Origin of the sequence: Rhodobium orientis, from assembly GCF_003258835.1 — a bacterium.
GTDB classification, from domain to species: domain Bacteria; phylum Pseudomonadota; class Alphaproteobacteria; order Rhizobiales; family Rhodobiaceae; genus Rhodobium; species Rhodobium orientis.
This window is the reverse complement of the sequence record NZ_NPEV01000008.1, coordinates 1-26,323: the sequence shown is the minus strand read 5'-3', so window position 1 is coordinate 26,323 and position 26,323 is coordinate 1. Positions and strand designations below refer to the sequence as shown.

Annotated in this window: 24 protein-coding genes, 1 tRNA gene and 1 pseudogene; 14 read left to right on the top strand and 12 right to left on the bottom strand. The window is 66.2% G+C overall.

What is annotated here, in order from left to right:
- Positions 1-8 precede the first annotated feature (8 nt).
- The 4 genes from CH339_RS05650 (at position 9) to CH339_RS05635 (ending at position 3,281) form a co-directional block, all read left to right on the top strand.
- Positions 9-899, top strand: coding sequence for a sugar phosphate isomerase/epimerase family protein (locus CH339_RS05650; protein ID WP_111433331.1), 891 nt, complete (start codon positions 9-11; stop codon positions 897-899).
- Positions 900-1,018: 119 nt separating this feature from the next.
- On the top strand, positions 1,019-2,128 hold the full coding sequence (locus CH339_RS05645; RefSeq protein WP_111433329.1) for an ABC transporter ATP-binding protein: 1,110 nt from the start codon (positions 1,019-1,021) through the stop codon (positions 2,126-2,128).
- 36 nt (positions 2,129-2,164) lie between these two features.
- Complete coding sequence (locus CH339_RS05640; protein WP_111433443.1) at positions 2,165-2,938, top strand: SDR family NAD(P)-dependent oxidoreductase; 774 nt, start codon at positions 2,165-2,167, stop codon at positions 2,936-2,938.
- Between the two features lie 253 nt (positions 2,939-3,191).
- Positions 3,192-3,281 (top strand) — tRNA-Ser (locus tag CH339_RS05635).
- A gap of 229 nt (positions 3,282-3,510) precedes the next feature.
- Here CH339_RS05635 and CH339_RS25365 read toward each other — a convergent pair.
- The 3 genes and pseudogenes from CH339_RS25365 to CH339_RS05625 form a co-directional block, all read right to left on the bottom strand.
- A pseudogene (locus tag CH339_RS25365) lies at positions 3,511-3,735 on the bottom strand (hypothetical protein); the annotation flags it as partial.
- Between the two features lie 4 nt (positions 3,736-3,739).
- Entirely contained in the window at positions 3,740-4,993 is a 1,254-nt protein-coding gene (locus CH339_RS05630; RefSeq protein WP_111433442.1) for a cation:proton antiporter, read from the bottom strand.
- Positions 4,994-5,303: 310 nt separating this feature from the next.
- Positions 5,304-6,149 (bottom strand): LysR family transcriptional regulator, encoded by an 846-nt coding sequence (locus CH339_RS05625; RefSeq protein ID WP_111433328.1) that lies wholly within the window; start codon positions 6,147-6,149, stop codon positions 5,304-5,306.
- Positions 6,150-6,244: 95 nt separating this feature from the next.
- Here CH339_RS05625 and CH339_RS05620 point away from each other — a divergent pair, with 95 nt between their 5' ends.
- The gene (locus CH339_RS05620) at positions 6,245-7,204 is read left to right on the top strand and encodes a quinone oxidoreductase family protein (RefSeq protein ID WP_111433441.1); all 960 of its coding nucleotides are present in this window, start codon (positions 6,245-6,247) and stop codon (positions 7,202-7,204) included.
- A 31-nt stretch (positions 7,205-7,235) separates the two neighbouring features.
- Here CH339_RS05620 and CH339_RS05615 read toward each other — a convergent pair whose 3' ends face one another.
- Complete coding sequence (locus CH339_RS05615; protein WP_244668974.1) at positions 7,236-8,141, bottom strand: LysR family transcriptional regulator; 906 nt, start codon at positions 8,139-8,141, stop codon at positions 7,236-7,238.
- 97 nt (positions 8,142-8,238) lie between these two features.
- Between CH339_RS05615 and CH339_RS05610 the strand changes: the two genes are divergently transcribed.
- Complete coding sequence (locus CH339_RS05610; RefSeq protein ID WP_111433326.1) at positions 8,239-8,979, top strand: SDR family oxidoreductase; 741 nt, start codon at positions 8,239-8,241, stop codon at positions 8,977-8,979.
- 26 nt (positions 8,980-9,005) lie between these two features.
- Here CH339_RS05610 and CH339_RS05605 read toward each other — a convergent pair whose 3' ends face one another.
- Positions 9,006-9,362, bottom strand: a complete 357-nt coding sequence (locus CH339_RS05605) for a MerR family transcriptional regulator (RefSeq protein WP_111433325.1) — start codon at positions 9,360-9,362, stop codon at positions 9,006-9,008.
- Positions 9,363-9,439: 77 nt separating this feature from the next.
- Here CH339_RS05605 and CH339_RS05600 point away from each other — a divergent pair, with 77 nt between their 5' ends.
- Positions 9,440-10,234 carry an alpha/beta fold hydrolase gene (locus tag CH339_RS05600; RefSeq protein ID WP_111433323.1) on the top strand — a complete coding sequence of 265 codons (795 nt, stop codon included), beginning with the start codon at positions 9,440-9,442 and terminating at the stop codon, positions 10,232-10,234.
- A 27-nt stretch (positions 10,235-10,261) separates the two neighbouring features.
- Here CH339_RS05600 and CH339_RS05595 read toward each other — a convergent pair whose 3' ends face one another.
- Positions 10,262-10,744, bottom strand: a complete 483-nt coding sequence (locus CH339_RS05595) for a MarR family winged helix-turn-helix transcriptional regulator (protein ID WP_111433322.1) — start codon at positions 10,742-10,744, stop codon at positions 10,262-10,264.
- A gap of 67 nt (positions 10,745-10,811) precedes the next feature.
- On the opposite strand from CH339_RS05595, the gene CH339_RS05590 reads away from it, so the two are divergent.
- Positions 10,812-11,273: a carboxymuconolactone decarboxylase family protein gene (locus CH339_RS05590; protein ID WP_244668975.1), complete on the top strand. Its 462-nt coding sequence runs from the start codon at positions 10,812-10,814 to the stop codon at positions 11,271-11,273.
- Between the two features lie 66 nt (positions 11,274-11,339).
- Here CH339_RS05590 and CH339_RS05585 read toward each other — a convergent pair whose 3' ends face one another.
- Positions 11,340-12,374: an aldo/keto reductase gene (locus tag CH339_RS05585; protein ID WP_111433321.1), complete on the bottom strand. Its 1,035-nt coding sequence runs from the start codon at positions 12,372-12,374 to the stop codon at positions 11,340-11,342.
- 17 nt (positions 12,375-12,391) lie between these two features.
- A complete protein-coding gene (locus CH339_RS05580; RefSeq protein WP_111433319.1) occupies positions 12,392-13,579 on the bottom strand; it encodes an MFS transporter in 1,188 nt (395 codons plus the stop codon).
- Between the two features lie 101 nt (positions 13,580-13,680).
- Between CH339_RS05580 and CH339_RS05575 the strand changes: the two genes are divergently transcribed.
- On the top strand, positions 13,681-14,586 hold the full coding sequence (locus CH339_RS05575) for a LysR family transcriptional regulator (RefSeq protein ID WP_111433317.1): 906 nt from the start codon (positions 13,681-13,683) through the stop codon (positions 14,584-14,586).
- A gap of 22 nt (positions 14,587-14,608) precedes the next feature.
- On the opposite strand, the gene CH339_RS05570 is transcribed toward CH339_RS05575, so the two are convergent.
- Positions 14,609-16,339 carry a thiamine pyrophosphate-binding protein gene (locus CH339_RS05570; protein WP_244668976.1) on the bottom strand — a complete coding sequence of 577 codons (1,731 nt, stop codon included), beginning with the start codon at positions 16,337-16,339 and terminating at the stop codon, positions 14,609-14,611.
- A gap of 198 nt (positions 16,340-16,537) precedes the next feature.
- Here CH339_RS05570 and CH339_RS05565 point away from each other — a divergent pair, with 198 nt between their 5' ends.
- Entirely contained in the window at positions 16,538-17,107 is a 570-nt protein-coding gene (locus CH339_RS05565; RefSeq protein WP_111433316.1) for a MarR family winged helix-turn-helix transcriptional regulator, read from the top strand.
- Positions 17,108-17,206: 99 nt separating this feature from the next.
- Here the strand turns inward: CH339_RS05565 and CH339_RS05560 are convergent, their stop codons facing one another.
- Genes CH339_RS05560 through CH339_RS05550 form a run of 3 tightly spaced genes read right to left on the bottom strand, consistent with a single transcriptional unit; the run spans position 17,207 to position 20,294 of the window.
- Positions 17,207-18,196, bottom strand: coding sequence for an ABC transporter substrate-binding protein (locus CH339_RS05560; RefSeq protein ID WP_111433314.1), 990 nt, complete (start codon positions 18,194-18,196; stop codon positions 17,207-17,209).
- A gap of 24 nt (positions 18,197-18,220) precedes the next feature.
- Positions 18,221-19,387, bottom strand: coding sequence for a Gfo/Idh/MocA family protein (locus tag CH339_RS05555; RefSeq protein WP_111433312.1), 1,167 nt, complete (start codon positions 19,385-19,387; stop codon positions 18,221-18,223).
- Complete coding sequence (locus tag CH339_RS05550; RefSeq protein WP_111433310.1) at positions 19,377-20,294, bottom strand: PDR/VanB family oxidoreductase; 918 nt, start codon at positions 20,292-20,294, stop codon at positions 19,377-19,379. Before CH339_RS05550 ends, CH339_RS05555 begins: the two co-directional genes overlap by 11 nt.
- Positions 20,295-20,459: 165 nt before the next feature.
- On the opposite strand from CH339_RS05550, the gene CH339_RS05545 reads away from it, so the two are divergent.
- From CH339_RS05545 to CH339_RS05530, 4 genes are all read left to right on the top strand, one after another.
- Positions 20,460-21,743 (top strand): Rieske 2Fe-2S domain-containing protein, encoded by a 1,284-nt coding sequence (locus CH339_RS05545; RefSeq protein ID WP_111433309.1) that lies wholly within the window; start codon positions 20,460-20,462, stop codon positions 21,741-21,743.
- A gap of 176 nt (positions 21,744-21,919) precedes the next feature.
- Complete coding sequence (locus CH339_RS05540; RefSeq protein ID WP_201240906.1) at positions 21,920-23,368, top strand: aldehyde dehydrogenase family protein; 1,449 nt, start codon at positions 21,920-21,922, stop codon at positions 23,366-23,368.
- Positions 23,369-23,448: 80 nt separating this feature from the next.
- The gene (locus CH339_RS05535; RefSeq protein ID WP_111433306.1) at positions 23,449-24,432 is read left to right on the top strand and encodes a TAXI family TRAP transporter solute-binding subunit; all 984 of its coding nucleotides are present in this window, start codon (positions 23,449-23,451) and stop codon (positions 24,430-24,432) included.
- On the top strand, positions 24,429-26,323 hold a 1,895-nt coding region (locus CH339_RS05530; RefSeq protein ID WP_210207370.1), incomplete at its 3' end, for a TRAP transporter permease. The genes CH339_RS05535 and CH339_RS05530, both read left to right, overlap by 4 nt.

The window sequence follows — 26,323 nt, the reverse complement described above, 5'->3', positions numbered from 1 at the left end:
CAAATAAAATGAACAAGTTGGGTGTGCATGCCCTGGTCTGGACGGGTGGCTGGAGCCACGACGAGGCGGCCCGCGCGATCGGCTCGAGCGCCGAGCTCGGCTTCGACATCATCGAGATCCCGGCCCTCGACCCCAGGGGCATCGACATCGAATTCACAGCTAAGAAGCTGGAGGAGAACGGCATCGGCACGACGATCTCGCTCGGCTTGGACGCCTCCACCGACGTCTCCAGCACCGACAAGACGATCGTTGCCCGCGGCGAGGAGCGCCTCAACGACGCCCTCAACGTCGCCATCGGCATCGGCGCGACGCACATGTGCGGCATCCTCTATTCGGCGTTCCAGAAATACATGGAGCCGCCGACCGAGACCGGTATCGCCAACTCCGTGGAAGTACTGCAGCGGATCTGCGAGACCGCGGCAAAGCACGACATCACGATCGGGCTGGAAGTCGTCAACCGCTACGAGTCCAACGTCATCAACACGGCCGAGCAGGCCGTCGCCATGTGCCGGCGCATCGGCGCGCCCAACGTCAAGGTCCACCTCGACACCTACCACATGAACATCGAGGAGGCCGACAACGCCCGCGCCATCCGCGAGACGGGCGACGACCTCGGCTATTTCCACATCGGCGAATCCCACCGCGGCTATCTCGGCTCCGGCAATGTCGACTTCACGAAGATGTTCCGGGCGCTCGCCGAAATCGACTACCAGCATCCGATCACCTTTGAGTCCTTCTCCTCGGTGGTGACCGGCCAGCCGCTGACCGGCATTCTCGGCATCTGGCGCAATCTCTGGGACGACGGCGCCGACCTCTGCCGCCACGCCCAGGAGTACATCCGGACGGAAATGAAGTCGGCTAAGGAAAACGTCGCCGGCAGGGGCACCGCCGCAGTCTAAGGCGCGCCCTGCCGGACAAAATACTTATCCGGCTAAGGGTGTGCAAAACAGCAAATAGACCGGGGCATGCCGCATCGCCAACGCCGAACGCGGCACGCCTCGGAAAACGGGAGAGGAAGATGGGCCAGATCACGTTGGATCACGTCGTCAAGCGGTTCGGCCACCAGGAGGTGATCAAGGACGTCAGCCTGACGGTGGATGACGGCGCCTTCGTCGTCTTCGTCGGCCCGTCGGGCTGCGGCAAGTCTACGCTGCTGCGCCTGATCACCGGGCTGGAAGAGGTGACCAAGGGCCGGGTGCTGATCGACGGCGAGGATGTCACCGAGCTGCGGCCGTCGGAGCGCGGGCTCGCCATGGTGTTCCAGTCCTACGCGCTGTTCCCGCACATCACCGTGCGCGACAACATCGCCTTCGGCCTGAAGATCGCCGGCCTGCCGAAGGCCGAGATCGCGGCGAAGGTCGACGAGGCCGCGCGCATCCTTGCCCTTGAGGACTATCTCGACCGCAAGCCGCGCGAGCTCTCTGGCGGCCAGCGCCAGCGCGTCGCCATCGGCCGGGCGATCGTGCGTTCACCGGTGGCGTTCCTGTTCGACGAGCCGTTGTCCAACCTCGATGCGGCCCTTCGCGTCCAGATGCGGGTGGAGCTCAGCAAGCTCCGCGACACCCTGAAGACGACCATGGTCTATGTCACCCACGACCAGGTCGAGGCGATGACCATGGCCGACCGCATCGTCGTGCTCAACGAGGGCCGGGTCGAGCAGTATGCGACACCCCTGGAACTCTACGACCGTCCGGCCAACCTCTTCGTTGCCGGCTTCATCGGCTCGCCGCGCATGAACCTGTTGCCGGTCGACGGCATCGACGGCGATACCTTGAGGCTGCCCGGCGACCATGCCCTGCCCCTGCCCGGCCTTGCCGCCGACGGCGGCGCCCGCCCGGCGACCCTCGGTATCCGACCGGAACACATGACCTATTCGGCGACCGAGGGCCTGTGGTCGGGCGTCATTTCCGTCGAAGAGCAGCTCGGCAGCGACGCCTTCTTCCATGTCGAGGTCGGCGGCCTCGGCATGGTGACGGTGCGCGCCGTCGGCGAACGGGGGTTCAGGACCGGCGACCGCATCTGGCTCAACCTGCCGGCCGACAAATGCCACGTCTTCGATGACGCCGGCCGGCGCATCGACTTTTCCTCCGACGGCGCGGCCGCGCCGGCAGAAGCCGCGGCTGGCTGACCCTTTTCTCCCCCAAGAAAAATGGTGCCGAAAACCATGTACCTGGAAAAATTCTCCCTGAAGGACCGCATCGCGGTCGTCACCGGTGCCGCCCAGGGCATCGGCTTCGCCATCGCCGAGGCCTTGGCCGAGGCCGGCGCGTTTATCGTCGTCGCCGACCGCAACGTCGGGGCCGGCAAGGCCGCGGCGGACAAGCTCAAAGCTGCCGGCGCGACGGCCGAGTTCGAAGCCCTCGACGTCACCGACCCGGCCGCCGTCGATGCCGCGCGCGACGCCATCCTTGCCCGCCATGGCCGCGTCGATGTGCTGGTCAACAATGCCGGCATCGGCAAGGCCTTCGAGCCGGCCGAGGACATGGCCGACGACGTCTGGCGCTCCGTCATCGAGGTCAACCTCAACGGCCTGTTCTGGTGCTGCCGGAGCTTCGGCAAGAAGATGCTGGAGGCGGAAAAGGGCGTCATCGTCAATCTCGGCTCCATGTCCGGCGAGGTCGTCAACCGGCCCCAGGAGCAGTCCCAGTACAACGCCTCCAAGGCCGCGGTGCACCACCTCACCCGCTCCCTCGCCGCCGAATGGGGCGGCCGCGGCGTGCGCGTCAACGCCGTCGCGCCAACCTATATCGAGACCGAGTTGACCGCCTACGTCCACGATAATCCGGAGCTCAACCGCTACTGGATCGGCGGCACGCCGCTCGGCCGCATGGGGACGGTCGACGAGGTCGCCGCGGTCGTCCTCTTTCTCGCCTGCGACGCCTCGAGCCTGATGACCGGTTCGGTGGTGCTGGCCGACGGCGGCTATAGCTGCTGGTAGCTCCTCCTGGGAAGAAGAAGCCGCAACCTGGCACCTGGGGCGCGCCCGCCGCGCCCCTTTTCTTTTCAAGCACCGCGGACGGCGCCCATCGGTTCAGGGACGCGAAGCCGAAACGGCAACTCGCTCAACGCGATGTTGATCGCAAAGAACCATCCGGCTATGGATGCCCCGCGCTTCAGGCGCCGATCACACTGACCCGCTTTCTTTCGGGGATGCGGCGTAAATCAAAAGGCGTCATACTGAAAAGCGGCCTGGACGGGTGGCCGAGTGGTTGAAGGCACTGGTCTTGAAAACCAGCAGGCGGGCAACCGTCTCGTGGGTTCGAATCCCACCCCGTCCGCCATTTTCTGACTTCGCGCTGTCGCCCTCCGGGCTTCGCTCCAGTCAGGACCTCGCATCGGCTCGGGCGGCTGTTCGCCTTGCGAACTCTTTGAGTTCGAACGCTCTCCCCATTTGCCCGCCATCTTTCGTAACTCACGCCAGTGCGCTTCCTCGATGGCTTGCGCGTCGCGCAGGATGCGGCGGGCATACCGCAACGGCGTTCGTGCCGGATGCATCGGGATCATCCCCCGTGTCGTGCGCTTGAACAGGGTGACGCCGAGGTTCTCTTCAGCGTCGGAAATCCGCTTGCTGACCGCCGAGGCGAGATGTTTTCCTCCTTCGCAGCCTCGGCGATGCTGCCGGAGACGGTGACGGCGAAGCGAAGGGTCGTCGGATCGAGCGACATTTCCGGCCCTGCTTCGCGACGAAATCGCTCGAAACTCTCTAACTGTCTGCTTGTGCGTGTGTCTTTGCATCCGCTTAGCCCTGGGGCAGTTCAGGAGCCCGGCCGACCCGTTCGGCGAGCCGGGTCACGGTCAATCCCTGAACGACGATCGAGAACACCACGACGATATAGGTGGCCGTCAGGATCAGAGGCGTCCAGTCGCTTTCGGGCAGCGCAAGCGCCAGGGCGACGGAAATACCGCCCTTCAGCCCGCCCCAGGTCATGATCGGGATCACACCCCTGTTGAACGCCCGGAACGGTTTCAGCATCAGAACGGGGACCGCGACGGCAACCAGCCGGGCCAGCAGGGCCAGGACGATGGCCATGCAGCCTGACACAAGGAAATCGAATTCGAACGCCACCGCAAAAACCTCGAATCCGATCATCAGGAACAACACCGCATTGAGGATTTCGTCGATGAGTTTCCAGAAGGCCGCGACGTAGAGCCGGGTTTCCTCCGACATGCCGTATCTGGTGCCGATATCGCCGATCAGAAGCCCCGCGCAGACCGCCATGATGGGCGCGGAGACGTGGAGCCAGACGGCCAGCTCGTAGCCGCCGAAGGCAAGGCCGAGGGTGATCAGGACCTCCAGGGAATAGTCGTCGATCCGGCGCATGACCCGGAAGGTCAACCAGCCAAGGACGAGACCTAGGATCGCTCCGCCGAGCGCCTCGCGCACGAACAGAACCGCCGCGTCGGCAAGGCCAGAACCGTGGCCGTCGCCGGACGGAAACGCGAGCCCGATCAGCACGAGGTAGACCACATAGCCCACGCCATCGTTGAAGAGGCTTTCGCCGGCGATCTTGGTCTCCAGCGATTTCTGCAGTTCCGCCTCGCGCAGCACGCCGAGCACGGCCACCGGATCGGTCGGCGAAATCAGCGCGCCGAAGACCAGCGCGACCATCAGCGGCATGCCCGTGAGCCAGGAGAACCCGGCGCCGACGATGACGGTCGACAGGCCGACGCCGATCGTCGCCATCAACAGGATCACGAGCCAGTCCTTGCGCAGATCCGAAAGCTTGACGTGCAAGGCACCGGCGAACAGCAGGAGGCCGAGCATGCCCTCCAGCAGCGCTTCGGAGAATTCCAGCTCCAGCACCTCGGCGCGGATCGCTTCCTCGACGGTCAGCGACGGGAACAGCGCGTCCGTGCCGATCACCGCGAAAGACGCGACAAGCGCCACGACAAGGATGCCGATCGCCGAGGGGAGCCGCAGAAAGAGATAGTTGATGGTCCCGAAGGCCCCGGCCAGCACGATCAGCAGCGAAGCGATTTGAAGAAGCGACATGGCGGTCCCGTTCGAATTGAGGACGGTCATACTATCCGTGGCCCCGAGGAACCAACAGATCGAAATCCGCGGCGGACGTCCCGATCTTCAGTACGGTGTTGTCCAAGAGGCAGACGGGGCCGCGATCGGCTTCACGGCCCGGCCGAAAACCGGTGTGCCGGCAGACAGCAGGAACGATGGCTGTGGCCGAACGTCCGCCAGGGCCGGATTCGCGTGCCGCCCCGTTCTGATTGGGTCCACGATGCGGAAACCGCAGGGCCGCCGCGGCATGATTTGCGAATGGCCGTTTCGCTCCCCGCCATGGTTGGCCTTATCCGGCAAGCCCGGCCTTCAAGGCGTCGATGGTGGCGCGGATGCCCGGCGCGGTCCTCATGTCGGAATGGACGACCAGCCAGATGTCGCGGCGGAAGACCGGGTCGTCGGGGTTCACGCATTGAAGCGCGGCGTCCGCCTCGGCCAGGAAATCCGGCAACATGGCAACGCCCGCCCCGGCCCTTGCTGCCGCCGCCTGTATCTCCGTCGTGCTCGCTGTGAAGGCGATGGGTCGGCCTCGCGCGATGTCGCGAAGCTTCACCTGTTGCGGCGCGGCGGCCATCGCCCCGTCATAGCCGATGAAGGTCCAGTCCGGCTCCGGCGTCTCCTGCAGATAGGCCGCGCTGGCATAGAGGCGGAACGCCATCGCGCCGAGCTTGAAGATGGTGAAATCGCCCTCCTCCGGACGGCTCAGCCGGATGGCGATGTCCGCCTCGCGCCGTTCCAGCGCCGCACCGCGCGACTCGCCGATAAGCCGTATCGCCAGCCCGGGATGCTGCTTCCGCAATGCGGCAAGCGGCGCGGCGAGCCGGGCGGCCGCAAAGGCCGGCGGCGCGCTGATCGTGATCTCACCGCGCAGTTCGGCCCGCGCGCCGGCCGCCGCACGCTCGATCGCCGCGGCATCGCCCTCCATCGCTTCCGCAAACGCCGCGACCCGCCCTCCATCGGGCGTCAGCATCAGCCGGCGTCCGCGCCGGTCGACCAGCCTGACCTGAAGATGCGCTTCCAGCGCGGCGATCCGCCGGGCGACCGTCGCATGCTCCACCCCCAGCACGCGGGCCGCGCCCGTCAGGCTGCCATGGGTCGCAAAGGCGGAAAAATGGCGCAGGTCCTCCCAATCCATATGTTCATTTATTCCCATTGAATGGGAGATTAAAGGGAATTTTCCCACAAGCCGGAAACCTGCATCGTCGCCTCGGTCAGATGGAGGCAAAGATCATGGATATTGAGATTCGCATGACCGGGCGCGGCGGCCCTGAGGTGCTTGGGGCAATCGAGACCACACCGCAGGTGCCCGGCGCGGGGGAAATCCGCCTGCGCCAGCACGCCATCGGCGTCAGTTTCATCGACATCTACCATCGCCGCGGCCTCTACCCTCTGCCGGAGCCGCACGTGCCGGGCGTCGAGGGTGCCGGCATCGTCGAGGCCGTGGGGCCGGGCGTCGAGGACATCGGAATCGGGGATCGGATCGCCTATGCGGGCGTTCCGGGCGGCTATGCCGCGACCAGGCTGCTGCCGGCATGGCGGGCTGTCCGGCTGTCCGATGACATCCCCTTGGAGATCGCCGCCACATCGATGCTGCGCGGCCTCACCGCGCACATGCTGCTGACTGTCACCTATCCGGTGGCGGCCGGCACGGTCCTGCTGGTCCACGCCGCAGCCGGCGGCCTCGGCGTGATGCTGACGCGCTGGGCAAGACATCTCGGCGCAACGGTGATCGGTACGGCCAGCACGGAGGAAAAAGCGGCCTTCGCCATCGCCAACGGCGCCGATCACGTCATCGTCGGCCGATCCGCGGACATCGTGCAGAACATCTCCAATCTGACCGATGGAAAGGGCGTCGATCTCGTAATCGACGGCATCGGCGGGGAGATGCTGCAAAAATCCCTCGGATGCGTGCGCCCATTCGGCACGGTCGCGAGCATCGGCTGGGTGGCGGGACCGGTGCCGCCGATCCGCATCGAGGACCTCGGCCTCGCCGCGCTGGCAAAGCCCAGCGTCATGGCCTATTCCGCCGACCCGAACCGCTATGCTGACGCCAGCCCGGCGGTCATCGCGGCGCTGCAGGCGGGCATTGTCTCGGAGATCGGCGGCACCTATCCGCTGGCGGAGGCCGCCAGAGCACATGCGGATCTGGAGGCCGGCCGCACGACCGGCAGCCAGGTCCTGGTGCCATGACGCACCGCCGCATGGGCAGGCCGAGCGCCGCTCAGACCTTCGCGTGCATCCGCTTGACGTGGTCGACGAAGGCACGCAGCACCGGCGCCATCTGCCGGCGGCTCGGGTAGTAGACGAAAAAGCCCGCGAACGGCGGCGTCCAATCGGTGAGGAGCCGCACCAGGTCACCCGATTCCAGATAGCGATCGACCTGGTGGGAGAACTGATAGGCGATCCCGATACCCTCCAGCGCGATCCGGGGCAGCATCGCGGGCTCGTCGACAATGATCGGACCCGACACCGTCACCTCCCGCCGGTCGTCGCCGCGCTCGAACTCCCAGCGATAGGGGGAACGGTCGCTGGGATTCCGGTAGCAGAGGCAGCGATGCCCCTTCAGGTCGTTGGGATGGCGCGGCTCGCCGTACCGCGCGAGATAGGCGGGCGAGGCCACCACCTTCATCGTCAGATCGCCGGAAAGCGGCACCGCGATCATGTCCTGATGCAGCTTCTCGCCGAGCCGGATTCCGGCATCGAATCCGTCGGCGACCACATCGACCAGGCGGTCATCCGTCACGATGTCCACGGTCACGTCGGGATGATCGCGCAAGAAGCCGCCCAAGATCGGCGCCAGATAGATATTGGCGGCGACCCGGGAGACGTTGAGGCGCAACGTCCCGGAGATCCGGCCGGCGTGTGCTGCGACCTCCGTGTCGACGTTTTCGAGCAGATGCAGGGCGGGCTCGATCCTTTCATAAAGCGCCCGCCCGGCCTCCGTCGCGGCGACGCTGCGCGTCGTGCGGTTCAGCACGCGCAGGTCCAGGCGCTCCTCCAGGTCCTTCACGATCTGGCTGAGCGCCGAGGGCGACAGGCCGAGATGGGCGGCCGCACGGGCGAAATTGCCGTGTTCGAGGACGGCGCAAAACGCCTTTAGCTGAAACAGGTCGCGGCCGCGCATCATGCACCATTTTCAAAATACCATTGTCAGATTGTACCGCATAAACAACACAGTCCGAAAAGGCTAAATCCCTGTCATCAGGAAACGGGGACAGTTGGCTATGGATCGGTTCAAGGGAAAACGCGTGCTCATCACCGGGGCGACCAGCGGCATCGGGCTGGCGGGCGCCGTGCGGATCGCGGCCGAGGGCGCAACTGTCATCGCGACCGGTCGCGACGAAGCGCGCCTCGACGCATTGCGCAGCAAACTGCCACCGTCGGCGACCGTACTCCACAACGACGCCGCGCGGCCGGAGGATGTCGACATCCTTGCCCGCAGCGTCGCTGCCGCCGGAGGCCTCGACGGCCTCTGGCTCAACGCCGGTTTTGCCCGTGTCGGACCGATCGACGAGGTGTCGTCCGAGGCGTTCGACCTCATCATCGGCGCCAATCTGAAGGGGCCGATCCTTCAGATGGCCGCGCTCACCGGACATCTGCGCGACGGCGCCTCGGTTGTTTTGACCAGTTCGACCTCCGCCTACGAAGGCCTGCCCGTGGCAAGCCTCTATGCGGCCGCCAAGGGCGCGATGATCTCGGTTGCGCGGTGCTGGGCCTCGGCCTTGGGGCATCGGAACATCCGCGTCAACACGCTCGTTCCCGGCCCGATCGACACAAACTTCAGGGATTTCATGGAGCCGGATGTCCGCAACGCCTTCGAGGCCGATGTCACCTCACGCCTTGCCCTGCCCCGCGTCGGAACCGCTGAGGAGGCCGCCGCCGTCGCCGCATTTCTGCTTTCCGACGACGCCTCCTTCGTGACCGGCAGTCAATATTCTGTCGATGGCGGGCAGGTCATGCACTGAGGGCCTGTCGGCGCCCGGTCGGACCGTCAGATCCCCGCCTCGACCTCTTCCAGATAGCGGCCGATCACGGTGCGGCTCTGCTCCAGCGCCCCGATCCGGTCATCGAGCCGCGCAACCTCGCCGCGCAGCGCCGCCAGGAGGTCGGGACACGGGTCGAAATCCGGCCGGTCGCTGGTCACGCAGGGCAGGAACCGGCGGATCAGATCGAGCTTCAGACCGGCCTCGTTCAGCATCCGGATCCGGTGGACGGTCTCCTCGTCCTCCGGGCCGTAGTCCCGATAGCCCGAGGCGCGCCGGGCCGGGGCCAGCAACCCCTCTGCCTCGTAATAGCGCAGCATCCTGACGCTGACGCCGGTGCGTTCGGAGAGCGTTCCGATCTGCATTCTTTTGCCCCTTGACCCTGACATCGCTGTCAGACCTTAGCCTGCCGGCAGAACAGTGCAAGCAAGGAGATGCAAGAATGCCGTTCGTTACCTTTGAAGACGCCCGGGTCTCGTACAAGATCGACGGCAATGGTCCGCCGCTGATCCTGGTGCATGGCACCGGCGGCAATGCCGAGACCAATTGGGGTGCGCTCGTCGAGCGCTTTGCCCGCCACTGGACGGTGATCCGGCCGGACTATTCCGGCTCGGGCGCGACGACCGACGGCGGCGGCGCCCTGTCGGCCGAGGGCGTGGCAGGCCAGATTCTTGCGGTGGCCGATGCGGCCGGTGCGGAGCGGTTTCACCTCATGGGCTTTTCGCTCGGCGCGGCCATCGCCGCAAGGATCGCCGGCGAGTTCCCTGATCGTGTCGACTCGCTCGTCCTCCTGGCCGGGTTCCAGAGCGCGGCGGACAGCCGTTCAAGGCTGCAGTTCGGCCTCTGGCGCCACCTGATCGCCACAGACCGCGAGGCGATGGCGCGGCTTGCCGTGATGACCGGGTTCAGCCCGGACGCCCTCGCCGCCTGGCCCGAAGATGCGCTTGCCGAAGCCGTCGCCGAAACGCTTTCCGGCACGGACTGGCCCGGCATGGCACGTCAGGTCGACCTCGATCTGTCGATAGACGTCTCGGACAGCGTTCGCCGGATCGCCGCGCCCACCCTGGTCGTCGGCTGTACCCACGACCAGATGGTCCCCATCGCCCATTCCCGCGCGCTGGCGGGTGCCATTGCCGGCGCCCGATATGCCGAACTGCCGACGGGCCACCTCGCACCAATGGAACGGCCGGACGGCCTCGCCGATCTGGTCGAGGACTTCTTGCTCCGCCAGCCATAAGGCCTTGCGGCGACGTCGGATGCCCGCTCAGCCATCGCTCAGCCGTGAGGAAATGCTGGCGAGCCATTGCCTCAGCCTCTGCTCCTCGTCGGCGCCGACGCCGTCCGTCAGCTCTTTCTCAACGGCGTTCACGCGCCGTTTCGCGGCCGTCAGGAGCGTTCGCCCACTGTCGGTCAGAACGAGCTGCTGAATGCGCCCGTGGACGGCATGGGGACGCCGGGTAACGATCTCCGCTTTCACCAGATTGCCGATGATCACGCTGACCGTCTGCGGCGTCAGGAAGGTCAATCTGGCAATATCGGCGTTGGAAAGACCGGGATAGGCGGCAATCATCGTCATCACCGAAAACTGCGGCGGCGTCACCTCGAGATCGCCCAGCACGCGGGACAGATGGGTCTGATAGGCATGCGCCGCCTGGCGCAACAGGTAGCCGATATAGCCGGTTTCGCCGCGTCTCCCCTCCCCGGGAGCCGGAACGGGTCCATCGATGGGGGGATCGGTCTTGCGCATAATATCAAAGCTCTGATATGTTATTCGTGCTCTTATATTATAGCCTCGAATGGGAAATGGCCAGCCGATGACGCGCGATCCGACCGCAATGACCTATGACGCTTTCAGGAGGTCCCAGACGACGGCCCATGACGCGCTGATCGCACTCGGCAAGACCGTCGACGATGGCGGGCTGGAAAAAGACCTGACCGAACTCGTCAAACTCCGGGTCTCGCAAATGAACGGCTGTGCGTTCTGCGTCCAGCTCCACCTGAACATCGCGCGCAAGCTGGCCGTCGATGAGGTCAAGCTGGACCTGGTGTCCGCCTGGCGCGACGCCGGCGTCTTTTCACCCCGCGAACGGGCCGCGTTCCAATGGGCGGAACGGCTCACGCGCCTCCATGGCGAGGAAGCGTGCGACGCCGACACCGCGGGCTTGCACGACCACTTCGACGATCGGGAGGCCGTGCTTCTGACGATCACCATCGGCACCATCAACGCCTGGAACCGCATCGCGCGCGGCCTGCGTTTCGCCCCGCCTCTGTCCTGAAGACGCGCGCCGACCCGGCGGGGAAGTTCCCGTCATATGCCGGAAGCAGTCATACGACAGCCGTCGTCACAGCATCGGCGGGTCGAGCCGCGCGAAGCCCTCCTGGCGCCGGTACGGGAAATGCGGGTACGGCGCGGTGACCGCGCTTGCCGCATCGAGCCGGGCGATCTGGTCGCCCGTCAGCGCCCAGCCGACGGCACCCAGATTGTCGCGGAGCTGCATCTCATTGCGCGCGCCGATGATGACGGAGGAAACGGTCGGCCGCTGCAGCAGCCAGTTGAGCGCGATCTGCGGCACGGTCCGGCCGGTTTCCTCCGCGAGCCCGTCGAGCGCATCGACGACGGTGTAGAGATGCTCGTCCGGTACCGGCGGCCCGAAGCTTGCGGTCTCGTGCAGGCGGCTGCCTTGCGGGATCGGACTTCCGCGGCGGATCCTGCCGGTCAGGCGCCCCCAGCCGAGCGGGCTCCAGACCATGGCGCCGAGCCCCTGATCCGCCCCGAGGGGCATCAGATCCCACTCATAGTCGCGGCCGACGAGGGAATAGTAGACCTGGTTGGCGACATAGCGCGGCCAGCCGTATTTTTCCGCCACGGCGAGCGACTTCATGATCTGCCAGCCGGAAAAGTTGGAAACGCCCACATAGCGGATCTTGCCCTCGCGCACGAGCCGGTCGAGGGTCGACAGCACCTCTTCCACCGGCGTGAAAGCATCGAAGGCATGGAGCTGGAAGATGTCGATACGGTCCGTGCCGAGACGCTTGAGCGCGGCGTCGACGCCCGCGATCAGGCGGTACCGCGACGAGCCGGCCTCGTTCGGCCCGTCGCCGAGCGGAAGGCTCATCTTGGTGGAGAGCAACAGCTCGTCGCGCCGGCCCTTGATGGCTTCGCCGAGCACCTCTTCCGAGGCGCCGTTCGAATAGACGTCGGCGGTATCGAACAGGGTGATGCCGGCGTCCAGGCAGATGTCGACGAGCCGCCGCGCCTCGGCGACGTCCGACGTGCCCCAATGGCTGAACAGGGGTCCCGAGCCGCCGAAGGTGCCGGCCCCGAAGCTGAGCGCGGGAACCTTGAGGCCGGATTTTCCGAGGTGGCGGTATTCCATGATGCTGATCTCCTTATCTAGGATGCGGAGGATTGGATGGGTTGCTGACAAACGGGCCGCCGGCGCTCCAGGCCCATCGCGGCAAGCGCGACGACAATGGCGAGTAAGGGAAAGACTGCCGCGGCAAGCGGCAAGGCGGTGAGCCCGGGACCGTCAGAAATCACGACGCCGCCCGCCCAGGCGCCAAGCGCATTGCCGAGATTGAACGCCGCAATGTTGAGGCTGGAGGCAAGGCTCGCTCCTGCCCCGCTGGCCTTCGACAGCACCCATGCCTGCAGTGGCGGCACGGTGGCAAAGCCCGCAGCGCCGAGGAGACCCGTCAGCGCGACCGCCGCGACCCGGTCGTGAAACCCGACGGTCATCGCCGCCAGCACCACCCCGAGCACCGCCATGCTGCCGATGACCGCGGTTTTCAGGCGGCGATCCGCCAGCCGGCCGCCAAGGAGGTTGCCGGCGACGAGGCCGCCGCCGAAGACCAGGAGGATCGGCGAGACGGCGCTGTCGGCAAAGCCGCTGACCTCGGTCAAGAGCGGCGCGATATAGGTGAAGAGCGCAAAGACGCCGGCAAAGCCGAGAACCGTCGTCACGAAGCCGAGCAAGACCGGCGGCCGGGACACCGCCCTCAGGTCGCTCCGCCAGTTCGACGGCACCGGCTTCGAGCGGTCCGACGGGACGAGGACGACGAGGATGGCGAGCGCGGCTATGCCGACCGCCGTCACCGCCCAGAAGGTCATGCGCCAGCCGAATTGCTGGCCGAGCCAGGTGCCGGCGGGCACGCCCAGAATGTTCGCCAGCGTCAGCCCGGTGAACATGATCGCGATCGCCGAAGCCTGCCGGTCCCTGCCGACGAGGCCGCCGGCAAACACGGAGCCGACGCCGAAATAGGTGCCATGGGTGAGCGCCGTCAGAACCCGTGCGGCCATCAGCAGGCCATAGGTCGGCGCCAGGGCGCAGGCCGCATTGCCGGCAATGAAGATGACCATCAGCCCGACCAGCACGTGCTTGCGGTTCCAGCTTGCGGTGAGAATGGTCAGGATCGGCGCGCCGACGGCGACCCCGAGCGCATAGCCGGAAATGAGCAGGCCGGCGGCAGCGAGCGAGACGCCGAGGTCGCGGCTGACCTCAAGCAGGAGGCCCATGATGACGAATTCGGTGACGCCGATGCCGAAGGCACCGGCCGCCAGCGCATAAAGGGCAAGGGGCATGAAAGGTCCGGTCCATCAGGATTTCGATGGACAGACCCTAAACCGCGCCCTAATCATGAATAATCGGGCCTGTTGGAATATCAGAAGTGAATTGACGTCATATGTCGCGCACCGGCACGAACCGCAGCGGTGAGATGGAGGTCTTCGTCCAGGTCGTGGAGCGGGGCGGGTTTTCCCATGCGGCGCGGCAACTGGGCCTCTCCCAGTCGGCGGTCAGCAAGCTGGTGTCCCGGCTGGAAGCCCGTCTCGGCGCGCGGCTCTTCAACCGCTCCACCCGCCGCCTCGACCTGACCGCCGAAGGCTGCGCATTCTACGAGCGCGCGGCGGCGATCCTTGCCGACATGGACGAGGCGGAACGCCAGGCCCGCCGCGGCGAACAGCCGGTCGGCCGCATAAGGCTGAACACCAGCGCGTCCTACGCCGTCCATGTGCTGGAGCCGATCCTGCCGGCGTTCGTCGAGCAATATCCGCAGATCCTGCTCGACCTCGTGTTGACCGACACGGTGATCGACCTGCTGGCGGAACGCACCGACGTCGTGGTGCGGGCCGGGCCGCTGAAGGATTCCCGCCTCGTCGCCCGCAAGCTCGGCGAGACGCCGATGTGGATCGTCGCCTCCCCGGATTACCTGCACCGGGTCGGCACGCCGCGCGACATCGCCGACCTCGACCGGCACCGCCGGATCGGCTTCGGCTATCCACGCGAGATCGAGGGGTGGCGGTTCTTGCGCGACGGAGAAACCGTCCACGCCTCGCCCGCCGTTTCCATCCAGGCAAGCGACGGCGAGACCATGCGCCGGCTGGCGTTGCAGGGGCTCGGCCTCGCCCGCCTTGCCGCCTTCACGGTGCGGGACGACATCGCGGCCGGGCGGCTGAAACCGGTCCTTGAAGACCTCGCCGCGGACGACCGGGAGGCCTTCCACGCCGTCTATACCGGCCAGGGCGGACCGCTCCCGGCGCGCGTCCGGGCGTTGTTGAACTTCCTCGCCGAGCGCGGCTCGGTCGCCTGAGGCGATACCGCCTCGCTCTCACTCAGCCGTCCGTCGTCATGCCCTTGGCCATCGCCTCCGAATAGGCCGGCTCGACCCGTGCATCGATGAGCACCGCGGCGCCTTCCTTGACGAGCCGGAGCCCTTCGGCAACGGCCTCGGCAAGGGCGTCGGGCGAAGCGACCGGACCGATGCCAACGAGCCCTTGCGCCCGTGCCATCGCTGCGAAGTCGAGGTCCGGACCGGTGATCGCCTGGCCGACCCATTTGTTCTCGACGGGGCGGTTGCGCGCCTTGGCGACCTTTTCCTGGTGGACCTCGTCGTTGAAGTAGGACCGGTTGTTACAGACGACAGCGAGCATCGGGATCTGGTAGCGCGCCGCGGTCCACAGCGCGGAAATCCCCATCATGGTGTCGCCGTCGCCGAGAACCGCGACGGGCAGGCGCTCGCTGCCCTGGAGGGCGAGCGCGGCGCCGACCAGCATGCCGGGACCGGAGCCGATGCCGGCGCCGCCGTCATAGCCGAGATAGTCGAGCGGATGGCGGAAGTGCCAGGTCGAGGCGTCCCAGCCAAGCGGCAGGCGCACCAGGGTGACGAGGTCGTCGCCGAGGCCTTCGCCGAGGGCCGCCGCAAAGCCACGCATGGAAATCGGCCCGGTGCTCGCCTCGAACGGCACGGCGGCAAGCGCCGGCAGCGATGCCGGCACGGGTCCGGGCTGAAGCTCCAGCGCCTTTGCCAGACCGGTAACGCAATCGTCCGGCATGGCGGCGATGTGGAGCACCGCGCCGATCGGCCCGGTATGGTCGAACGACCAGCCATTGGCCAGGTGATGGTCGATGGACACGTTGACGACAGGCGCTTCGGCGCCGGCCTGCTTGATCGCCCCGGCAACGTCGACCCAGTCGAAAGCGACGATGAGGTCGGCGGCGCGCAGGGCCTCCGCCTGCGGCCCGGAAAGGAAGAACGACGGCGGGCCGACATGAAGCGGATGGTCGGTCGGGAACACCGCGCCGGTCTTGATGTCCGTCAGCACCTTCGCCCCGAAACGCTCCGCAAGCGCGACCCGCGCCGCCCAGTCGGCCTCCGATCGGGACATCCGGCCCATCATGAAGACCGGATTTTTTGCCCCTTCCAAGCGCTGCTTGAGGTCGTCGATCTGGCCCGGCGCCGGGAGCGGCGCATCGGGGACGGCGAAAGCCGCCGGGTCCGGCAGCTCCGGCAGGTCGTCGAGCCGCGTCTCCTGGACGGTGACGTCGAAGCACACATAGGTCGGGGCCTGGGGTGCGGTCTTGGTGACGACGCTCGCCTGCGCCATGGCGCGCAAGGAAGCATTGAGGCTGGCCGGCTGGTCGTCCCATTTGACATAGGGACGGATGATGGCCGCCTGGTCGCGCGAGGTATGGATCCAGTCGATCCACGGACGGCGCAGATCGGCGTCGACTGGACCGCCCGCCCCGAGGATGACCATCGGCACCCGGTCGCACCAGGCATTGTAGATCGCCATCGTCGCATGCATGAGGCCGACATTGGCGTGCAGCACCACGGCCATCGGCTCGCCCGTGACCTTGGCCCATCCATGGGCCAGCGCAACGGCGTTCTCCTCGTGCAGGCAGAGCAGCATCTTCGGATCGGCATTGCCGAGATAGTTGACGAGGCTGTCATGCAGGCCGCGAAAGCTGGACCCCGGATTGAGCGCCACATAGCCGACGTCCAGCCGGCGCAGCATTGCGGCGAGGGCATCGCTGCCCCACAAGGAGCCGATCTCGGATGCCAAAGGGGTTTCTGCATGCGTTTCTTTTCTGGAATGTGTCACCTTAAGGTCCCTTCAGTCTTGTCACGGCCGGTTCGGCCTGCAATAGAGCTGGACTTCTAGAGTGTGCGTGAGATTCATTGCGTCGTAACTGAGCGCGTGCGATTGCACGCACCGGAAGAACTTTCGTTTTTTTAACCCCACGGGGTCGCCAAGCGAGCAATGCCGACAGATTTCGATGAACCCGGGAAAGCGTCCCTGGCGAAAGAGGACGCAGACACCGACCTGGCTCCGGGTCGCGCCAGATCGTATGACGACGAGCGCGTCGCCCATCTGGTGCGGCTGTGCGCCCGCGGGTTCAACCGCTCGCTGGCCCGCCGGCTGGCGACCCACGGCATCACCTTCGGCCACTGGATATATCTGCGCATCCTGTGGAAGCAGGAGGGACTGACCCAGCGCGACCTCAGCCTCGCCGCCAACCTGACCGAGCCGACCACCCACACGGCGCTCAGCAAGCTGGAAAAGCTGGGCCTCGTCGAACGCCGCTCGATGGCCCCGAACAAGCGCCGCCAGTGCACCTTCCTGACCGAGCGCGGACGCGAGCTGCAGGAGGTGCTGGAACCGCTTGCCGTGGAGGCCAACGAAGTGGCACTCGCCGGCATCCCCGCAACGCGCCAGGAGCAACTCCGCCTCGACCTGATCACCATCCTCGGCAACCTCGACGCCGACGAGGACGAAGCCGAAGCGCGCGGCATGCGCGTGCCTGCGACCCGGTCCAGTTTTCTCGAATAGCGGCGACCGGCGGCACCGACCGCCGTTCCCTGCCCCGCCCCGCCGGCGCCTTTCGGCAGCCGGTCGGCGCGCAATCCCCCAGCCTTCCCCATGGCGCACTTACAGGCTGTAGGCTTCGTAGGCGGCCGGATGGAAGATTTCGTCCACGGCAAGGCGACGCGCCGACAGGCCCTGCCTGTGGTGCAGGTCGAGGAAGGTGTCGAGCACACGTTCGTTGCCGGGAACGCCGTAGGTCCAGATCTGCGGGCCGATGAGCCGGCGCGCGGCGGCGAGCGTATCCTCCACGAACGGCATCGTGACCTTGGTGGCTGACGTGTCCTGCAGCGCCGTTTCGGCCATCGCCTTTGCCTGGGAGAACGCCTTCAGGAGCGCGCCGGGCAGCCACGGATTGTCTTCCGCGATGGCCCTCTTGATGCCGAGGAGGTGCATGATCGGGAAAACGCCGGTGCGCTCGAAATGCTCCGAGGCCGCCCTGAAGCCGTCATGGAACAGGCGCCCGACATTCGGGTGCCCCTCGTCGAAACAGCGCAGCGAGCGCGGGCCGACGAAGCCGTCGATGTCGCCACTCCGCAGCATGCCGTCGAGCGTCGCGCCATCCGGCGCCGCCTCGATCGTCACGTCGTCGGGCACATTCACGGGGATCTTTTCCGGCCGCCCGGCCGTGTGCATGCCGCCGCGCACCCAGGTGATGTCCGATTGCTTCACCCCGTAGTCTTCCAGGATGCCGCGGACCCAGACATTGGCGGTCAGTTGCCATTCGGCGATGCCGATCCGCCGGCCCTTCAGGTCGGCCGGCCCGTCGATGCCGCGGTCGGTGCGGATATAGACCGAGGAATGGCGGAACGCCCGGGACAAGAAGACCGGCACGGCGACATAGGGGCTCTCGCCCCTGGAATGCCTGACGCAATAGGACGAGAACGACAGCTCGCTGATATCGAAGGCCTCGTGGCGGAAGGCGCGAAAGAACATTTCCTCCGGCGACAGCAGCATGGTCACCGGATCGACGCCGTCGATCTGCACCCGTCCGTCATGGATCGGACGGGTCCGGTCGTAATCCCCCATGGCGATCGAAAGTCGAAGCTTTCCCATTAAGCGTTTCCCCAATTGTTGTTTTCAGGATTGATGTTGCAGCGTGACGGGACCGCCCGTTCGGGCGCTGTCCAGGATGGCATGGCAGAGTTCGAGGCTCGCCCTCCCCCATCCGCCGGATTGGAGCGGCGGGTCGTTGCCGCGGACGGCGTCATGGAGGCCTTTCAGGACCTCCGCGCGCGGCGACGGATCGGCGGGCGTGGCGATGAACGAGCGCTCGGTGTCGCCCCAGACCTCGATGCCCTTGGCGGTGAGACGGAGGTCCGCCCGGTCGCAACTGACGATGATCGGGCCGAAATGCTCCGCGTGGGGCGCTACGGGCGGCACATCCACGGCGCCGAAGGTGCGCCCGGACTTGAGGGCGGCTTCTTCCTCGGGGCTGGAGACGGTGGCAAGGGCGCGGCGCGCCGCGCCGTATCGGCCAAGGTCCTTGACGGTGCCGAGTTCGCCGATGTCGTCCTGCCAGGTATCGCTGTCGAAATGGGCGTAGCCGGAATAGACGAGGTTGGCGAAGCGCCCGCCGTCGAACTGGATGAGCGCGGCATAGGCGCCCTCGGTCGGGCGCGCCGGGTCCCAGGCCCCGGTCATCGCCGAGACGGTGAGCGCCTCCCCGCCCATCAGGACGCGGACGACGTCGACCTGGTGCACCGCCTGGCTGAAGACGACGCCGCCGCCGAGTTCCGTCGACAGCTCCTCCGGCCGGCGCGGGCGATAGAGAAAGTCGGTGTAGTTGAGGGCATGGATCATACGAACGCGGCCGAACCGGCCCTCGTCGATGAGCCGCCGCGCGGCAAGGACGGGCTGGTCGAAGCTGTGGCTCGGGCCGGTAACGAGCTTGACCCCGGCCCGAACCGTCGCGTCCACGATCGCCGTTGCGTCGTCCATGGAAATCGCGAGCGGTTTTTCGACGAGCAGGTGCTTGCCGCCGCCAGCGAGAACCTCTGCGTGCTCGCGGTGCATCTGGTGCGGCGTCGCGATATAGACCGCTTCCACGTCCGGATCGGCGGCCAACTCCTCAACGCTCGCATAGGCGCGCCCGCCGAACTCGGCGACGAACGCCTCGCGCGATTCGGAACGCGGTGCAGCAGCGGCGACGAGCCTGACATGGTCGTCCGCCAGGATGCTCGGCAGGGTCAGCATGAACCCGCGCCCCAGGCCCGCAACCCCGAGGCGGACGGGATCAGAGGTCAATGGTCAGATCCCCGCTCTTGGCCCGCGAGACGCAGATCATGATGTGGTCGGACTTTTCCTCGTCCATCAGGACGTGGTCCCGGTGATCGACTTCGCCTTCGATGAGCCCGCATTTGCAGGTGCCGCAGGTGCCGCTCTCGCAGGAACTGACGGTGTGCAGCCCCGCATCGCGCAACGCCTCCAGGATCGACCGGTCGGCAGGCACCTCGACGGTCCGCCCCGTCTTGGCCAGCGTCACCTTGAACGGCACATCGTCGGCGCGCACCACGTCGACCGGATTGAAATCCTCGAAATGCACATGCCCGTCGGACCAGTGGCCCGTCAGCCCCTTGATCTCTTCCATCAGGGGCGCCGGACCGCAGCAATAGACATGCTCGTTGCCAGGTTTTTCCAGCCGGTCCCAGAAATCGAACAGAAGCTCCAGATCGCCCTGGTCGTGGTGGGTCGTCGCATGCTCGAAGGCCGATATCTCGTCGAGATAGGCGGCGTCTTCCGCCGTCCGCGCGCAGTAGATCACCTCGAACGGTTTCCCGTTTGCGAATAGGTGGCGGGCCATCGCCAGGATCGGGGTGATGCCGATGCCGCCGGCGATCAGAAGGTACTTGTCGGCATCGACGAGTTCGAACTCGTTTTCCGGCGCCTCGACGGTCAGCGTCGTGCCCTCCACGGCCTTTTCGTGCATCGAGGACGAGCCGCCGCGCGAGTCCGGTTCGCGTTTGATCGCGATCACGTATTCCTGCGGATTCTGGCCGTCATTGACGAGGGAATAGCGCCGCATCGCACCGTCCGGAGTCTCCACCGTGATATGGGCTCCGGGCGTGAACGACGGCAGCGCCGTATCGCCTTCCGGGACCAGCGTGAACTCGTCGATTTCGGGCGTCAGCTTGCGGCGCGCCTTGATGCGCATTTCAAATCGCTGTGTGGACGTTTCCAATCGTATCCCCCTTGTCAATGGCCGAAACCTTATGATATTAGATTTCTAAATTCCTATATTAGATATCTAAGATAACTGTCAAGACAAGGACCCGGACGGCAGAACGAACCAGGGTCTTGAAGGGAAGGAAGGAACGCCATGTTGACGAGGGAAGAGAACGATTTCCTGACCAAGGTCGAGGACGATGCGCCGATGGGCACGCTGATGCGCCAGCATTGGGTGCCGGTGTGTCTCATCGAAGAGGTCGAGGAGCCGGACGGCACGCCGATTCTCGTGGAGGCCATCGGACGGCGATACGTCTGTTTCCGCGACACGGACGGCCGCGTCGGCCTGCTCGACGAGCTCTGTCCGCACCGCAAGGCGTCCCTCGTCTTCGGCCGCAACGAGGAATGCGGCCTGCGCTGCCTCTATCACGGCTGGAAATTCGACGTCGACGGCAACTGCGTCTCGATGGCGTCCGAGCCGGAAGGCTCGCCGATGCACGGCACCGTCAAGCACCGGTCCTATCCGGTAACGGAATGCGCCGGCTTCATCTGGGCCTGGCTCGACACAGAGCGCGAGGCGCCGGAGTTCGAGCGGCCGCCCTTCTCGCCCGACGACGAGACCACCGTCGCGATCCTGAAGATCCGCATCCCGGCCAACTGGGCGCAGATCACCGAAGGCCAGATCGACAGCGCCCACTCCTCCTCGCTGCACTCCTCCGACATGGTTCCGGCGCGCGTCACCGGCGCCGCCGCGGATGATGAATCCTGGTACCGCCCGTCGACCGACAAGTCGCCGCGGATGCAGGCGGAGAAGACCTCCTACGGCTTCCACTACGCGGCGATCCGCAAGCCGATGAAGAAGGCGGCGACCCACAATTATCTCAGGATCACCGAATATGTGGCGCCGTTCATCTCGCTCATTCCGCCGAACAGCTCCTACAACGTCGCCACGGTGATCGTGCCGATCGACGACGAGACCAGCCAGTTCCATTTCATCGCCTGGGGCGGCGTGAACTGCCCGACGACGGAGCAGTGGCGCAAATTCGCCTATGCCCGCAAGGGCGTCGACGTCGACGAGCGCTGGGTGCCGAAGCGGACCATGGAGAACAACTTCCTGCAGGACCGCCAGGCCATGAAGCTCGGCGACTTCACCGGCATCCAGGGCATCCCGAACCAGGACATCGCCATGTGGGTGTCGATGGGCGCACGCGTCGACCGCTCCACCGACCTGCTCGGCTCGTCGGACCTTGCCATCGTGGAGTTCCGGCGCCTGATGAGCGAGGCCGCCCAACGCGTCGGCGAAGGCGAGCCGGCGATCGGCACCACGGAGCCGCGCGTTCCCCAGGTGACGATCTCCTCCAAGGAGGGCGTCTACTCCAAGGAGACCGATTGGCGCACGCTCGGTGTCGACGAAAGCAACGCCAACGCCGCCGAATAAGAGCTATCCTGCGGCAGTTGCCGCAACACTGACGTGAGCGACCGGCAATGTCCGGTCGCTGCCGGCAAAAGACCCGGCATGACAACGAAAAGCGTCGTCCAAGGCGCGAAGGCCAAAAAGGCCAATGTTGCAAGGGGAGTCCCGTGGAGGAAGACGTTCGAGAGTCTTCGGGCCGAGTGCTGCCGATCTTTCCGGTAGAGCAATATATCGGCGGCGAATGGCATAAAGGCGGCGGCGCAGAGCGCCCGGTTGTATCACCCAGTGACGGGCGCCTGCTGGGCGTCGTCGCCGATGCCGATGGCGACGATCTGGATCGCGCCGTCGACGCGGGCAGGAACGCCCAGGACGGCTGGCGCCGGGCCGGGCCCGGAGCCCGCGCGGCAGCGCTGCGCCAGGCGGCACAGCGGCTGCGCGACCATGCCGAGGACCTTGCCCTGATCGATGCCCTCGACAGCGGCAATCCGATCGCCGGCATGCGTTTCGACGTCACCCTCGGCGCAACCCTCATCGACTATTTCGCCGGCATCGCGACGGAAGCCAAGGGCGAAACCATCCCCCAGCGCGGCGGCCGCATCACCTATGTGACGCGCGAGCCGCTCGGCGTCGTCGCACGGCTGGTCGCCTTCAACCACCCGCTCCTTTTTGCTGCCGCCAAGCTGGCGGCCCCGCTCGCGGCCGGCAACGCCGTCATCGTCAAGCCGTCGGAGGAAACGCCGCTGTCCGCCCTCAGGATGGCGGAGATCATCGGCGACCTCTTTCCCAAGGGCCTGCTCTCCGTCCTCACCGGCGGGGCCGATCTCGGCGCGGCGATCTGCGCCCATCCCGGCATCGCGGCGGCAAGCCTGATCGGCAGCGTACCGACCGGCAAGGCGGTGCTCAAAGGATCCGCCGACACATTGAAGCGGGTCCAGCTCGAACTCGGCGGCAAGAACGCCCTCGTCATCTGTCCCGATGCCGATGTCGACGCCGCCATCGCCGGCGCCGTCAAGGGCATGAACCTCGGCTGGACCGCCGGCCAGTCCTGCGGCTCGACCAGCCGCGTCCTCGTCCATGAGAGCCTCAAGGAGCGCGTCGTCGACGGCATCGTCCGGGCGTTCGAGGCGCTCCGCCTCGGCGATCCGACCGACGAGGCGACCCAGATGGGCAGCCTCTCGACCCGCGGCCAGTACCGCAAGGTCTGCGGCTACATCGAACAGGCCGCCGCCGAGGGCGCGACCATCGCGACCGGCGGCAAGGCCGAGGGCCTATCGCCGGACGGCTTTTACGTCCGCCCGACGCTCGTCACGGACGTGACGGCGGATATGAGAATTGCGCGTGAAGAGGTTTTCGGCCCGGTCCTGTCCGTCCTCTCCTGGCAGGACGAGGCCGAGATGCTCGACATCGTCAACGGCCTCGATGTGGGCCTCACCGCGTCGGTATGGACGCGGGACCTCGACACGGCAATGCGCCTGACGGATCGCATTCAGGCGGGCTACGTCTGGGTCAACGATGCCAGCGACCACTATCTCGGTGTGCCGTTCGGCGGCGTGAAGAGCTCCGGCCAGGGGCGCGAAGAATGCCTGGAGGAGTTGCTCGCCTACACCGAACAGAAGACGGTCACGATCGTGCCGTCGGGGACGACCTGAAGCGCGTATTCCCGAACCCGGAGTTCGGACGGGATTACGTGCAAAAACAAATGCAAGAACCAGCAGAAGGGAGACGTCTAATGAAATTCAAAACACTCGCCATCGCGCTCTGCGCCGGACTTGTCGCGGGCGCGGCCAACGTCGAGCCCCTCAACCTCACCCTTTCCGGCGGCAATCCCGGGGGCCTGTGGTCGCTGCTCGGCGCCGGCATGGACCGGGCGGTGAAAGCCTCGGACCCGAATTCCGTCATCACCTACCAGGCGACCGGCGGCGGCTTTGCCAATATCGGTCTCCTCGGCGCCAACCGCACCGATCTCGGCATGGTCCACGACGCCGAGGTCAAGCTCGCCCTCACCGGCCAGCCGCCCTTCCCGGCGCCGATCAAGAACATGATGGCCATCGGCTACATGTACAACTGGGCGCCGATGCACTTCTTCCTGAACAAGAGCATTGCCGAGGAATACAAGATCGACAGCATCGACGACATCGCCTCGTCGAAGGCGCCGCTCTCGATCGGCATCAACCGCTCCGGCAACATCACCGGCAACGTCGCCCTGTTCATGCTGGCTGAGGCCGGCCTCGACGAAGCGACGCTCAGCGCCAATGGCGGCAGCTTCGTGCGCGCCGGCGCCAACGAGCAGGGCGAACTGATGAAGGACGGCCGCATCGACATGGCGACCAACGGCATCTTCATCGGCCACTCCTCGTTCCGGGCCATCGACGAGAACGTCGACGTCGTGCTCCTGAAGATCCCCGAAAGCGTCATCGAAGCGACGAACAAGGAATTCGGCACCTCGGCCTACACGATCCCGGCCAAGAGCTATACCAACCAGGCCGAAGACGTCGACACCATGGCGCTCGGCGCGATGGTCGTCGCCACCGACAAGATGTCGGACGAAACCGCCTATACCCTCAGCAAGGCGTTCGTCGACCACATCGACGAGATCCGCGGCGTCCACAAGGCGATGGCCCAGTTGACCCCGGAGCTGATGGTGAGCCAGACGGTTCTGCCGTTCCATCCGGGTGCGGAGCGCGCCTTCAAAGAAGCGGGCCTGCTTAAGTGAGTATCTCGTTTCTCGCAACGGGTCGGCGGCGCATCTTCAAAGGTGCCCCGCTGACCGTGCTCACCGTCGTCGCTGCGGCCTTCGCATGCTGGGTGATCTACGCGAACATCTTCGTCATTTCCGATCCCCTGGTCCTCGGGATCCTGTTCGTCTCGAGTATCTACACGCTCCTGTTCATCGTCATCGGCCACTCGCCGAGGGCGCCGAACAGGCCGACCTATCTCGACTGGGCGCTGGCATTTCTGAGCCTTGCCGCCGGGGTCTTCTTCTTCCTCAATGCCAAGGAGATCTCCGACCGGATATCGCTGCTGCAGCCGTTCACCACGGCGCAGTTCTTCTTCGGCTCGGCCCTTCTGTTTCTGACGCTTGAGGCGACGCGGCGCACGACCGGCCTGGGTCTCACCATGGTCGTCGGTCTGTTCCTGATCTACAACCAGTTCGGATATTTGCTGCCGCCGCCCTTCGGGCACGGCATTTCGAGCTTTTCCTACCTGCTCGACATCCTCATCTTCACGACCGACGGGCTGTTCGGCGTCCCGATCCAGGTCGTCGCCAGCTACGTCTTCCTGTTCGTCCTCTTCGGCACCCTGCTGTCGAAGGCGGGCGGCGGAAATTTCTTCTTCAACCTTGCCGCCTCGCTGACCGGCAAGAGCCCCGGCGGCCCGGCCAAGGTCGCCGTCATCTCCTCCGGCCTCTACGGCACCATGTCCGGCAGCCCGACCTCCGACGTCGTCGCCACCGGCTCCATCACCATCCCGATCATGGAGCGCCTCGGCTACAAGAAGCGCTTCGCCGGTGCCGTCGAGGTCGCGGCCTCCACGGGCGGCAGCGCCATGCCGCCGATCATGGGTTCGGCCGCCTTCATCCTCGCCGAATATACCGGGACGCCGTACCGGGAGATCGTCTATGCGGCGATCATCCCCGCCCTCCTCTACTATCTCGGCATCTTCCTGCAGGTCCATTTCCGCTCCGTGCGCCACAATCTGCGTCCCTATGAGGACGACGTGCCGCCGCTTGCCGAAACGATGAAGCAAGGCTGGCCCTATCTGATCCCGATCGGCGTCATCGTCGGCGTGCTGATGGTCGGCTATTCGCCGGTCTTCACGGCGGGCGCCGGAACGCTTGCCGTCATCGTCGCCAGCTTCATGACCTCCGGCACGCGGATGACACCCTGGCAGATCATCGAGGGCCTCGGCGAGACCACCCTCAGGATCCTTCCGGTCGCCGGCGCCTGCGCGGCCGCAGGGCTCGTCATCGGCGGCCTGTCGATGACCGGCCTCGGCATGAAGGCGGCGAACGTGATCCTGATGGTGACCTCCGGCGTCGACGTGCTGACGCTGGTCATCGCCGCGGTCGTCACCATCATTCTCGGCCTCGGCATGCCGACGCCGTCGGCCTATATCCTCGCCGCCGTCCTCGTCGGCCCGGCGCTGGCAAAGATCGGCTACCCCGATTTCCAGAGCCACATGTTCCTGCTCTACTTCGCGATCCTGTCGGCGCTGACGCCGCCGATCGCGGTCGCCGCGCTCGCGGCCGCCGCGATCGCCCAGGAGGACCCGATCATTATCGCGGTCGATGCCGTCCGGCTTGCCGCCGTCGGCTTCCTGCTGCCGTTCGTGTTCCTCTGGAACCCGGCCATCCTCGGCCTTGCGGACCCCGCATCGGTGGTGCTGGCGAGCCTTGGCGGCGTCTGCGCGGCCGCGGCAATCGCGGTCTCGCTGGAATGGGTGTGCTTTCCCGGCGGCGCGGGCATGGCATGGCTCCTGCGGGCCGCCCTGCTCGCATCGGCGATTGCCGCCGTCGCACCGGTCGCCGCCGTCTCGATCCTCGGCATCGGATCCGTCGGCACGATCCTCAGCATCGTCTACATGCATTCGCGGCGCGTCGCCGC